16 protein-coding genes and 1 pseudogene are annotated in these 11095 nt (G+C 67.9%); 5 read left to right on the forward strand and 12 right to left on the reverse strand.

Going from position 1 to position 11095, the window contains the following annotated elements; translation table 11 throughout:
• The first annotated feature begins 336 nt into the window (after positions 1-336).
• Entirely contained in the window at positions 337-603 is a 267-nt protein-coding gene (locus tag CCN51_RS19830; RefSeq protein ID WP_043486429.1) for a hypothetical protein, read from the forward strand.
• A gap of 186 nt (positions 604-789) precedes the next feature.
• Entirely contained in the window at positions 790-996 is a 207-nt protein-coding gene (locus tag CCN51_RS19835; protein ID WP_014175041.1) for a hypothetical protein, read from the forward strand.
• 304 nt (positions 997-1300) lie between these two features.
• On the opposite strand, the gene CCN51_RS19840 is transcribed toward CCN51_RS19835, so the two are convergent.
• The 4 genes from CCN51_RS19840 to CCN51_RS19855 form a co-directional block, all read right to left on the reverse strand.
• A complete protein-coding gene (locus tag CCN51_RS19840) occupies positions 1301-2440 on the reverse strand; it encodes a methyltransferase domain-containing protein (RefSeq protein WP_014175040.1) in 1140 nt (379 codons plus the stop codon).
• Positions 2437-3324: a radical SAM/SPASM domain-containing protein gene (locus CCN51_RS19845; RefSeq protein ID WP_043486426.1), complete on the reverse strand. Its 888-nt coding sequence runs from the start codon at positions 3322-3324 to the stop codon at positions 2437-2439. The genes CCN51_RS19840 and CCN51_RS19845 overlap by 4 nt, the downstream gene beginning before the upstream one ends.
• A gap of 374 nt (positions 3325-3698) precedes the next feature.
• Positions 3699-4160: a hypothetical protein gene (locus tag CCN51_RS19850; RefSeq protein WP_014175038.1), complete on the reverse strand. Its 462-nt coding sequence runs from the start codon at positions 4158-4160 to the stop codon at positions 3699-3701.
• A complete protein-coding gene (locus tag CCN51_RS19855) occupies positions 4157-4597 on the reverse strand; it encodes an ATP-binding protein (protein ID WP_014175037.1) in 441 nt (146 codons plus the stop codon). The genes CCN51_RS19850 and CCN51_RS19855 overlap by 4 nt, the downstream gene beginning before the upstream one ends.
• Positions 4598-4750: 153 nt before the next feature.
• On the opposite strand from CCN51_RS19855, the gene CCN51_RS19860 reads away from it, so the two are divergent.
• Positions 4751-6100, forward strand: coding sequence for an NsdA family TPR-like regulatory protein (locus CCN51_RS19860; protein WP_014175036.1), 1350 nt, complete (start codon positions 4751-4753; stop codon positions 6098-6100).
• A gap of 62 nt (positions 6101-6162) precedes the next feature.
• Here CCN51_RS19860 and CCN51_RS19865 read toward each other — a convergent pair whose 3' ends face one another.
• Both CCN51_RS19865 and CCN51_RS55010 read right to left on the reverse strand, forming a co-directional pair.
• The gene (locus tag CCN51_RS19865) at positions 6163-6423 is read right to left on the reverse strand and encodes a hypothetical protein (RefSeq protein ID WP_014175035.1); all 261 of its coding nucleotides are present in this window, start codon (positions 6421-6423) and stop codon (positions 6163-6165) included.
• Positions 6420-6560 carry a hypothetical protein gene (locus CCN51_RS55010; RefSeq protein WP_014175034.1) on the reverse strand — a complete coding sequence of 47 codons (141 nt, stop codon included), beginning with the start codon at positions 6558-6560 and terminating at the stop codon, positions 6420-6422. The genes CCN51_RS19865 and CCN51_RS55010 overlap by 4 nt, the downstream gene beginning before the upstream one ends.
• Before the next feature lie 125 nt (positions 6561-6685).
• Between CCN51_RS55010 and CCN51_RS54395 the strand changes: the two genes are divergently transcribed.
• The gene (locus CCN51_RS54395) at positions 6686-6901 is read left to right on the forward strand and encodes a hypothetical protein (protein ID WP_143675850.1); all 216 of its coding nucleotides are present in this window, start codon (positions 6686-6688) and stop codon (positions 6899-6901) included.
• A 376-nt stretch (positions 6902-7277) separates the two neighbouring features.
• On the opposite strand, the gene CCN51_RS57570 is transcribed toward CCN51_RS54395, so the two are convergent.
• The 3 genes and pseudogenes from CCN51_RS57570 to CCN51_RS57580 form a co-directional block, all read right to left on the reverse strand.
• Complete coding sequence (locus CCN51_RS57570) at positions 7278-7595, reverse strand: hypothetical protein (RefSeq protein WP_014175032.1); 318 nt, start codon at positions 7593-7595, stop codon at positions 7278-7280.
• Between the two features lie 129 nt (positions 7596-7724).
• Positions 7725-8519, reverse strand: a pseudogene (locus tag CCN51_RS57575) (phage portal protein); the annotation flags it as partial.
• A 27-nt stretch (positions 8520-8546) separates the two neighbouring features.
• A complete protein-coding gene (locus CCN51_RS57580) occupies positions 8547-8705 on the reverse strand; it encodes a hypothetical protein (protein ID WP_238545330.1) in 159 nt (52 codons plus the stop codon).
• A gap of 619 nt (positions 8706-9324) precedes the next feature.
• Here CCN51_RS57580 and CCN51_RS19885 point away from each other — a divergent pair.
• Positions 9325-9762, forward strand: a complete 438-nt coding sequence (locus CCN51_RS19885) for a hypothetical protein (RefSeq protein ID WP_078610372.1) — start codon at positions 9325-9327, stop codon at positions 9760-9762.
• Between the two features lie 84 nt (positions 9763-9846).
• On the opposite strand, the gene CCN51_RS57585 is transcribed toward CCN51_RS19885, so the two are convergent.
• The 3 genes from CCN51_RS57585 to CCN51_RS57595 are packed head-to-tail and all read right to left on the reverse strand — an operon-like array spanning position 9847 to position 10757.
• Positions 9847-10212: a hypothetical protein gene (locus CCN51_RS57585; RefSeq protein ID WP_238545329.1), complete on the reverse strand. Its 366-nt coding sequence runs from the start codon at positions 10210-10212 to the stop codon at positions 9847-9849.
• Entirely contained in the window at positions 10170-10424 is a 255-nt protein-coding gene (locus CCN51_RS57590; protein ID WP_238545328.1) for a hypothetical protein, read from the reverse strand. The genes CCN51_RS57585 and CCN51_RS57590 overlap by 43 nt, the downstream gene beginning before the upstream one ends.
• A 3-nt stretch (positions 10425-10427) precedes the next feature.
• Positions 10428-10757, reverse strand: coding sequence for a putative phage terminase (locus CCN51_RS57595; RefSeq protein WP_014175029.1), 330 nt, complete (start codon positions 10755-10757; stop codon positions 10428-10430).
• Positions 10758-11095: the final 338 nt, after the last annotated feature.

The raw sequence follows: 11095 nt of genomic DNA on the forward strand, positions 1-11095 counted from the left end.
CATGCCGCCCGCGCCGAGCCGCCGGTGAAGCCGGAAGGAGCCGACGACACGCGGGTCCTCGCGCCGGAGCCGCATCATCGCCATGTCCGTCCCCTACCTCCGGTGGTAGGCCCCTTCCCAGTACCCCTCGCGGGGAGGCCCCATCCGCTGCCGCCGTCTGACGTGCACAGCTTACGGATTGACGGCCCGCCGCGCGCAGAGGCCGCGCATGCGTCGGCAGATGGATTGTCAGTGGCGGGTGGAATCCTTGGAGAAGTGGGGCGGAATCGCGGCAATCCGCGCTCCGATCCGCGATGCGAGATCTCAAGGGACCGTCGCAGAAGGGGGATTGAGCCCGTGAAGGGTGATCGTGTGGAGATAGTCGTGGACGCCGGCGACACGACGCGTACCTATGAAGTGGTGGCGAGCCGGGCGGGCCGCAGGGTGGAGACCGCGGTGCGCCGAGGCGTGGTGGAAGTGAGCGAAGTCACCCGGAGCGGTTCGGTGGTGCGCACCGCCCGCTTCATGGCCACCAGGGTGCTGGCGCTGGTCGAGCAGCCGGTGCCGCGGATCGACGACGGGGAGCGCGAGGAGGGTCCCCTCAGGGAAGACCCCAAGTCCTGACGTCGGGTCTCCACCCAGGGGAGTAGTCGCCCGCGCAGGACGTCATCCTCCGGGAGGCCCGGCATCGATACGAAGGCATGACGCCGTCCCCGGTCGCCGCGCCTAATGTTGAGGTCAAGCGGCGGGCGCAGCACTCGTCCCCCGAGGTCAGACGCTCGCCGCCCCAGATGTGACAGGAGAGAGGCGATGGCGGATCCGGCTGGAGTGACGGCCACCCGAGCGCGCGGGCACCGCGCGGCGGAGGTGTTCGGCGACCAGCGGTCCGACAGGCGCCACCCCTTGGTCGCGGCGGCTATGGCGCTGCCTCTGGCCGCTCTCCTGGCCATCGTGTTCGGCGGCTGGGAGGCCGTCGTCACACAGGCGTCGTCCGTGGCGGGAATGCTGGGGCGCTGAGCGCCCCAGGCCCGGGAGAGCGGCCCGGGCGGGGACATCCCGTCATCAGCCCCGTGGGGACGGGGGTGCGGCGGACGGCACGAGTGCCCGGACAGCTGGGCACCTGTTGCGGTGAAACACCCGCAACAGGTGCCGAGCCCCTGACCTGCGAAAGCAGGTTGGGGGCGGCCGTCCGGGCATAGCAAAGGGCCCTGTTCGCACTCGCTGGGGAGCGAGAGCGGACGGGGCCCGCGTGCTTGGGTCGGCTGTGCGGCGCGTCCCCGGTACTCCGCTTGGAAGTACCGAGGCCGCGCCATATGCATGATCAACTCAGTTTCGCGTGCCACTTACCCCGGGCGAGGATTGTCGTTCCGTCCGGCTTGATGTACACCTCGGCACCACGCACGGGAAGCTCACCCTGCGTGAGCCAGTAGGTACGGCACTCGTCGACCAGGTCCCACAGGCGTCGCGGCCCGCCCTGGTGCACGGTCGGCCGATCGTCGCCGACCGCTGTTGCGCGGGCCCACGAACCATCCTCGTGCGCCATGAGTGCGACGCGTCGCTCGCCGTCGTCCTCATACGAATGCTCGATATCGGGGGCCTTGAGGCTCAGCATCGAATCGAGGTCCCACGCGTTCGCCACGTCGACGATCGGATAAGGGCCGAGCGCTACCTCGTCGCCGTCCTGCTCCGCGGCCTTGGCGAGCACATCGCCGACACCGGGCGGGTAGTCATCGCCGGCCCGGGCGTGCATGAACCCTGCCCGGTCCCACTCGACGCGCCCCGAAGCGCTCCCGTCCCGGTTCTTCTCCGCGGTGATGAGCAGAGAGGTGCCGGCGAGGGTGGTGACGAGTCGGCCCCCGGGGCGTAGCACGGTGAGCCAACTCGCGGGAACCGCGCGCACGGCGACCGTGGCGACGATCCGGTCGAACGTCGACGCGGTGAATGGAAGCTCCCCCGTCGCGTCGACGGCCTCGACGGTGGGGCCGACGCCTGCCTCGGCGAGACGCGAGCGCGCGGCCTCGACGAGGTAGGGGTCAACATCGACGCTCGTCACCTGCTCGTCGCTGAGGCGCCGGGCGGCGACGGCGGCCCCGTACCCGCTTCCCGTGCCCACGTCGAGCAGGTAGTCGCCGTCATCCATGCGGGCGTGCTGGAACATGCGCACCACCAGGCTCGGCAGGGTTGCCGAGGAGGTCGGCCGGCCGTGCGGCCGGTCGCTCGGGGTGGCTTGATCTGCATGCAGGGGTCCGACACGGGTCACGAGCGACGTGTCGCGGTACGCCGATTCAAGCCAGCGGTCCAGGTCTGCGGGCCCGTCGAGCAGTTCCCAGCCGTCGGAACCGCGCCCCCACCATCGCGGGATGAACAGGTGCCGCGGTGTGGCGGCGACGGCTGGCGCCCATCGGGAGCGCTGGTGTGTTGCGGCGCCTGCCAGGGCGGCGGCGTGGTGGGGCCAGTTCACGCGTGGACTCCAAGAGAGGGGGTTGGGGCTGGCGCGTAGTGCTTTGGGGCACAGGCAGGTGTACGGGCGGGGTCGCAGTCGTTCGAATCGTCCGGTGTGCAGGCGCCGGCGCGCGGCTCGGGCACGGCTGCAATCATCTCGGCCCATCGGTTGCTGCGCAGGATCTCGGCGAGGCGCTGTTCGCGGACGTTCCCAGCGATCATGAAGCGGCTGAGGATGCATCCGGATACGGACCCGTCGGGGGAGACGGAGGCGCTGTGCCGGAAGCAGTGTCCGCACAGCTCGCCGACGGTCGGTGTGCCCGCGCCCTGCTCGGCCGCGCGTCCGACCTTGCGCATGCGGTCGATCTTGATTTTGTTGATGCCGAGCCGAAGCAGCTCCGCTTTCGCCTGCTCGACGCGCTGCCCCTCGATCACTTCGACGATGCCGGCGCGCATGGGGATGCCGCGGCGGACGGCCTCGGTGATGTTGGCCCGGGTGCGGTCGAGGCTCCCGCGGGTGCGGGTGATCTGCTCGTGTTGTGCCCTGTCGTCGCTGTAGTAGGACGTGGCGAGGCATACGCCCTTGCGGCTGAAGGCGTTCCACAGCGACGGCCGTACGTGAGTGAGGTTCGAGTACACCTCGACCTCAAGGCCGAGAGCGAGGGCTTCGTCGATGAACTGCGGCAGGTGCGGCGAGAGGGTCGGCTCACCACCGATGAACTGCACGGTGGGGATGCCCACCTCGGCCACGTCCGCGATGACGCCCGACCAGTCGTCGCGGGTCATCTCTCCGGCCGGTGCCTGCGGGCTGCTGCCGGTGCAGCAGTGGTCGCAACGGAGTTGGCAGGTGCCAGTGATCTCCAGCTCGATGGACTGGATGCCGGGCACGGTTAATTCTGGCATTCGCGTTCCCTTTCGATGGGTGCGGTGATGGATGCGACCTTTCGGGTTCCGGTCGCCTGCGTGTTGCTGCTGTGCCTGGACTGGGGCGGCGCCGTTTCTGCCTCGTCGCCCCGGCCCGGGGGCGCCCGCCCGCGCTCGGGCCTGCCCTAGGGGATCTGGTGGGGCCTCACCAGCGCGGGGGGAGTCTCGGCGTGCTATCGGTCGCGTATGCCGATCGCATTGGTGATCAGCACGGCGGCGGTCACGGGGTGGCCGGGGGCCGGTGGTGGCATGGCTCATACCTTCTGTGGTGTTGAGTGGTGCCTTATACGCTCGATCCCGGCGGGTCGGCCCGGGGTCTATCTCACTCCGGGGCGACCCGTTTCGGTGTCTGGTCAGACGTGGTACGTCGTCCCCCACCGCATCGACCCGCGGGTGAAGCAGGCGCGTACGTGCGTGTCGGTCTCTGCCTGTCCGGCATCGGCCGCGAGGGGGTCGAACAGAACGCAGATGCGGACGGGCCCGCCGGCGGCGACCAGGCGCACCCACGAGGGCGCGGCGGGCACGCACAGCCGGTAGGGGGCGTCGCCGTAGTCGAGCCATGGCAGACCGTGCCGTATGCGGATGCGGTGACTGATGTACGGCGGAGGTCCGTCGTGCGGGCCGAGGTGAAGCGCGTCGGCGAATGCACGCATGCCCTCGCCGATGCGCTCGACGCTCTCATGTGCGAGGCGCGGCGGCACGTTGTAGGCAAGCAGTTGAGCAACGGTGAACGCCTCGGTGCGGTGAATGCCGGTCGCGAGGCGGATACCGGCGGTGAAACCGGGGCCGGGCGCCTTCACCTCGGGCACGGTCACGATGCCTTCACCTCTGCCCACACGGCCTTGCCGAACGGAGCGTCGCGGACGCCCCATGCGTCGCACAGGGTGTCAAGGATGATCAGGCCGCGCCCGCGGTCGCGTTTCTGTGACTCGGGGCGAGGACGGGGATGGCGTCTCACAGGGTCTTGTACCTCCACTCGTGTGCGGGTGTCGTCGGCGTCGAGCGTGACTCGCAGCGAGTCACCGGGTTCCGTGCCGTACCGGATCGAGTTGGTGACCAGCTCGCACGTCACCAGGACGACCGTTTCGGCGTAGTCCTCGGATGCGTTCGGCACGTGGTATCGGACGAACGCGCGCACGAACGCGCGAGCCGCGCTGGCTGATTTGGGCTCTCCGGGCAGTAACAGGACCGGCGGGGGACCGCCGGGAGGGGCGCAGCAGGCGGGAATGGTGTCCCGCCGTCGTTCGATCATGCGTCTCCCCTTACGGGCGGACTAGGTCGGTCCGGGGCGCGGACCGGTTGTTCCTTCCGACTAGGCAACACGCGGGACGGGAACCGGGGTACCGTCGTGAGGGGTGTCGAAGGGTGTTGATTTCGCTACCCGCCGTCGCAGAAGGGGCTGAGGATGAAGGCGCCGAACGACAAGCTTGTGCAGTGGTTAGGCCGGTCGGGGATGAGCCGCGGAGAGTTGGCGCGGCGCGTGAAATCCAAGGCGCTTCAGTGGAACCAGCCGCACATTTCGCCGGATACGACGCGTGTTCGGTGCTGGCTCAATGGTGAGACGCCGCGGGCCCCGCTGCCGGACATTCTCGCCGGCGTGTTCTCGGACCATTTTGGATTTCGGGTCACGACGTATGATCTCGGGCTCGGTGACAGCGGCAACGCTGATGCTGCGCTCGTGTACAACTCCTCTTACGCGGCTACGGTGGAAGTCGTAGCGGACTTGGGGAGAGCTGACGTGGACCGACGAAAGTTCCTTGCCGCCGCACCGTTTGCGGCCGTCGCCGGTGTGGGTCCCTCACGGGACTGGCTGCTGAGCACGCTTGATCAAGAACCCGAGCCGGGCCCGCGGGTGCGTCTTGAGGACGTGACCGCAGTGAAGAACATGTTCACGACGTTTCAGCGCATGGACATCTTCCAGGGTGGTGGGTCGGGCCGGCTGGTTTTGGCCGACTATATGAACCACCACGTGTACCCACTGTTGCGCCGCGCCCACAGCGACGGCGTGCGGCGCGCGCTGTGCGAGGCTGCGGCGGAACAGACTTACCTGCTTGGGTGGATGGCCTACGACAATGGCGAACACAGCATCGCTCAGAGGTACTTGATCCAGTCCCTTCGTCTCGCCGAGGAGTCGCGGAACCCGGCGCTCGGAGCGCATGTGCTCGCAGGGATGGCTGATCAAGCGACGCTTCTCGGCGATCCGGCCGAGGGCCGGCGTCTGGCACAGGCCGGCCGTCAAGGGTTGTCGAGGACCGCATCGCCGGCGTGCCTGGCTGACCTGTGGTGCCTTGAGGCCCGGGCGCTCGCATTGCTCGGCGAGAAGTCGGCAACTGCTCATGCTGTCGTCCAATCCGAAAAGGCGTATGAGCGGGTAAACCTCGCGGACGAACCAGACTGGGCCGCGTTCATTGACCCTGCGTACCTGCATGGCGAGCATGCGAACACCTTCCGGGACCTGGGGGACGCGGGCGCCGCTGAGGAACACGCTCGCCGGTCCATCCGTCACGCCAACATGCAGAAGCGGGCCCGGCGCGGTGCGATGTCACATGCGGCGCTTGCCGTCTCGCACCTGCAACGGCGTGACCTTGAAGCTGCGTACACGGCTGGCGTTCGGACGTTGAAGCTCTCGCGACAGGTGAAGTCGTCGCGGTGCGTCGAGGCCGTGCAGGATCTACAGAAGCGCATGCAGCCCTTCGGACGGCATCGGCTTGTCGCGGACTTCAACGAGCGGGCCCGCGAGCTGGTCGCTGCATAGCTGCTAAGCCGAAGAAACGCCCCCACACGGCCGTGTGGCCGTGTGGGGGGGGCGTTGCTGTGTCATCGGGCAGCGAGCTGCCATGCGGACAGGATGAGGCCGAGGGCGCCGACCAGGGCGGCCACGGACGGCAGGGGCCACCGTCCGCGTTCGAGTGAGTCGACACGGTCGTCGAGGTCGGCCAGGGCGCGGTCGGTCTGGACGCCGCGCTGTACGAGCAGGGCGAGCGATCCGTCGACGCGGGCGAAACCCTCGGCCATGGTGCCGCGTAGCTTCTCCAGCTCGACGGCGACGGACGGCTCGGGCGGGGACGGCTGGGTCACGCGCTACTGCCGTTGTCGTCGCCGAGGCCGAGGCCGAACCGGTCAAGCAGCTGCTCGACAGTCGGCAGCGCCATGACGCGGGCGAGGCCGCCGGCGACGGCGAGGGCGCCGGCGACCCACGGCAGGGACTCGGGCACGCCGCGGCAGGGGCAGGTACGGGCGCGCGAGTCCTCCGCCCTTCACGTCCTCGGCGAACAGTTCGCGGCCCCCCGCGTCCTTGATGCGGATTTTCTGCGGGTCGTCGACCGTGCTGCCGTTGTAGATGCCCAGGGCGATAGAGCCGTCTTCGCGCCGCAGTGCCGTCCCGAACTCGGCGCTCGACCCATCCGGGCGCGTCGAGGCTGGCAGCGAGTTGCCGGGCGATGATGCCCAACAGGCGGGCTTCGGCCTCGGCGTACAGGTCGCGGCTGCGGTCGGCGAGGGGTTCGACGTGCCCGGATGGATCGGCAAGGATTCCCCCCGCAATTCGGATATTTAGGAAATCTCGCCCGGGCGACTTTCTGGCGTGACTCAAATCACACCCCTTTTGTGGGGCCCTAATTCTGCCTTATGTGACCCCCGTCTGACCTGCAATTAATCCGCTAGCAGTATGGAATTGACGCGTAAAACTTAACGACGAACCCGCAGGTCAGTCAAGTTTTAAGAGTCAAATACGGGGTTAGGCGGACTTTCTTGCCGCGAGGCTTCGATAGGGTCCTCTGTATGGGAATTGAAGTCCAGGCGTACGCCGTCTTGGTTCCATTCTTCGGGGTGTTGACTGTCTTGCTCGCGGTCGCCCTCTCGCACCCTGACCCCGCGACCAGAGCGCGGGCCGAACGGATCTTTCTCTCACTGTTCGGGGGCGGTGGTGCGACCTAGCCGTAGAGGCTCTGCATCGGGTCGGGTGCGCCGGCTCCGGTCTCGGCGAGGATCGCGTCGGCCTCCGCCTTCACGGCGGTGTCGTCCCACTCAGGACGTAGGATCTTCACCTTCGTCACGGTCGGCACGGCCCCGGCGCGGTTGAGCAGGTCGAGCGTGGTCGCCGTCGTCTGCTCGGACTCGGCCACGCCATCGCCGAACTCCACGCGCGGGCGCGTGGGCGTGTTCCTGCTGCCGAACTGTGCGGCGTCGATTTGCAGCATGTCGGCGAGGGGGTGCCGGGCGTACCCGGCTTTCTTCTTCCGGGTGACCATGCTCCGCTGGTCTTTGCTTTCGACCTCGGTCGCGGTGATCGCTGCTTCGTCGCCGTCGAGGCCGAAAGACTGCGGGCTGTAGCCGGCGGCCTGCGGCGCGGTGCTCCTCGACCCTGATTTCGAACTGGTTCAGCGTGATCCGCTGCCCTCGTTCGGCGGCATCTTGAGGGAGTGCCAGACCTCGCGGTCGTCGTCGAACGATGCGCAGTGTCCGGGCCCGTGGTCGCGTAGGTAACCGTCGGGAACGATCAGCCTCGCGCGGGCGAGCCGAATGTCGCGCATCCATGACGTCCACGTGGTGTCGAGGGCGTCGAACAGGTCGTGTACGCCCGCGTAGTCGCTGCGCCCGATCGGGCTCCCACGGTGCAGTCGTTTGGGCAGCATGTTGGGGACGTACGCGGCCGTGAGGTCGCGGATGCCGGTCGCGATGCTGACGCCGTCGTCGCCGAGGGAGTCGACTAGGTCGGCCGTCTCGGTGTGCTCGGTGTGCTCGGTGAGCGGGACGGCGCGGCCGATGTTGTCGCGGGTGCCTTGGTACAGGGCGTGCACGATGCGGACGGACTCGTGCCGCTCGATGTGGCGCCACACGGTCCCCTCGGTCGAGCCGGGCAGTTCACGCCAGAACGACACGGCGCGCAGCATGTTGAACCGAAACTCGGGGATCGCTCCGTCAGGCTGGCACACGGTCAACAGGGGCCGGTCGCGGTCCCACGTCACACGGAGGAACACGTCAGACAGAGCGGCGGCCTGCTCGGCGCCCGACAAGAGGGTCTGCTGTACGCGGCCCTCGTCGAGCAGCTGCTCAAGTCGGTCTTGCGTCGCCTTGTCGTCGACCTTGATCGTCGGCATGTCGGCGAACAACAGGTCGGCCGAGGTCGACGCCATGTCGCCCGCGAGGGGAACGTGTAGCCGGTTCTCGGGCCGTCCGGGGCGCTGCTCGACGCGTCGCCCCTACAGCCGGCGGCGTTCCGCCGGGCGCGGGTGGGTGCCGTAGATGCGCGCGAGGCGACGCCGGTCGCCGCTGTACCACGCGTCGTCGAGGCGCATCTCGGCGTAGTACGGGGCCGATGCGGGCGGCGGCCGCGGGGCGCCGGTCTCCGGCAGGGGCATGGTTCCTCCGATGGTGATCATTCGAACGCCTGGCGTATCTTCCGCTCATGAGCGAACAGCCGGGCACGCGCAATGAGTTGAGTGGCCACGTTGGGGGGAATGTCGTGCAGGCGGGAGCTATCCACGGCGACGTAGTGTTCGGTGGAGCCCCCGTCAGTCCGGAGTCGCAAGAAACGCAGCGTCGTTGGGAGCAGCGACAGCAGAGAATCGTGGACGCCGAGGCTTCCCAAGCTGCGGAGGGTCAGCGTCGGGCCAGTCAGTACGTGACTGTTACTCGCTGGCGCCGACGTATCGCGGTCCCATTCCTGCTACTCGGAGGCGCTGCGGTCGTATGGGAGCAGATGCATGGATGGGTGTTGCCTGGGCGTCAACAGATGTGCGCGGTAGCTGCGTTGCTGCTAGGCGTCGGCAATGCAATCGGTTGGGCACGGGCCACATGGATCATCAGAAGGTGGGACGCAGGAAAGACGATCAAGGTCCCGCGTTCCCGGTTGTACTGGTGAGCGGGTGCCCGCCACTCGGGCGAGTGGAGTGCACGGCGTACCACAAGATGTCGGCACTCGGTTCGTCGAGCGTCAGGGGATACGGTGGCCGCTTCACCTGTTGCAAAGGGGATTTGATGGAAGCGGAGTTGACGGCACTCGCTGCCGCAGGCGCTACGGCATTCGTTCAGCAGATGGCAGCGGACTCTTGGGCGCAAGCTCGTGATCGCATCGTCTTGTTCTTCTCACGTCGTGGCGGTGGTGAGGAAGGTGTGATCGAGGGAGAGTTAGAGACCTCGCGCGGAGAACTGGCGGCGGCGATAGGGGCCAGCGACGAGCAGACCGCCTTGGATGTCGAGGCGGAGTGGCGTACGCGATTGCGGCGCACTTTGGTGGCTAACCCGGCTGCTGCGTCCGAAATGCGGGCACTTCTGGGTGAATTGGTACCTGATGGGAGTGATCAACAGGCCATGGATGTCCGCAACACGATCAGCGGGGGCGTGCAGCATGGCCCGGTAGTTCAGGCTGGAAATGTGGGTTCGCTGACCTTCGGGACACCTTCCGTTCAGAAATAGAGCGAAACCCTTGGAGACATGGCTCACGGGGGTACAACCGGCCCGGCTGGGAGTGGTTTCCTGAGCCTGGTGCAGCTGTGATCGTCATGCAGCCGAGGCTTCCTGCGGCGCGGTGAGCAGGTGGCGCCACTCATGCGCCGTCGAGTGCGCGACGTACCGCAGTGCGTCGGCGCTGTGGTCGTCCACCTTCAACGGGGCGTCCTCACCCCGCGCGGTGGCTTTCGGGTCCCAGCTGTAACCCGGCAGTTCGGTCAGCAGTCCCTCGCACGACTGGTGTACGAGCAGGCGGCCAGCGGCGAGCAGGCTCGACACGCTGCGGATGCCGTCGGCGACTTCGTTCGAGGCGCGGGCGGGGCTGGGGTGTCCGTCCTGCCACAGCTGCGTTGAGAACGACGTCGCGCTCGGGTCTATGAACGTCCACTCGGGGACGTGCCGAGGTCGTCGAGCCACTTCCGGACGGCGGCGCTGTACTGGGCGTCGGTCATGCTGCGGTGCGTGGCGCGGGAGTCGTGCCGCCACTCGGCGGCGACGTATAGCCGGTCGTCGGTGCCCTCGCCGAGCAGGATCGCCGAGAACGGGTTCGTGGTGCTGTAGTCGCACCCAAGCCAGTACCGGCGCATGTCCGGCTGCTGGTCGACTACGTGCCGCCCCTCGTCCCACATGTCTTAGATGGCGCCCTCGGCGACGACCCACGCCCCATCGATCATGCGGCGGCGCCACAGGCCGACGTACTCGGCGGCGAGGTCGGCGACGTACTCGGGCGACAACGACGGGTTGTCGGACAGCTTGAAGTGCCACGCCCTGAGATTCAGTTCGGCGGCGCGGTCGACGTACCCGGTCTTGAGCCAGTGCTGGGGCGAGTCGGGGTTCGTCGCGGCGTACAGCCGGGCGCCGGGGACGGACAGGCGTGGTGGCGAACAGCCAGCCCGGCTGCTCCATGGTGAGGTTCGTGCGCTAGCCCGGGACGACCAGCCGCGCCCGGTCGCCGAAGGCAAGTGACCAGGGCCGGACGCACCCGCTGTCCGGGCGGCGCCGCCACAAACGGGTGGTCAAGGCGTGCAGCTGCGGTCCGGACAGCCCCGCACGCCTTCAACTGACCAGAACGGCAGGTGGCGAGACGAAGTTCCATACAACTGACCGTAACCCGAACAGACTTCATGACGTTATGCCTGACGCTGACGCTGACGCTGACGCTGACGCTGACGCTGACGCTGACGCTGACGCTGACGCTGACGCTGACGCTGACGCTGACGCTGACGCTGACGCTGACGCTGACGCTGACGCTGACGCTGACGCTGACGCTGACGCTGACGCTGACGCTGACGCTGACGCT

It is taken from the genome of Streptomyces milbemycinicus (assembly GCF_002154605.1).
Lineage (GTDB): Bacteria > Actinomycetota > Actinomycetes > Streptomycetales > Streptomycetaceae > Streptomyces > Streptomyces milbemycinicus.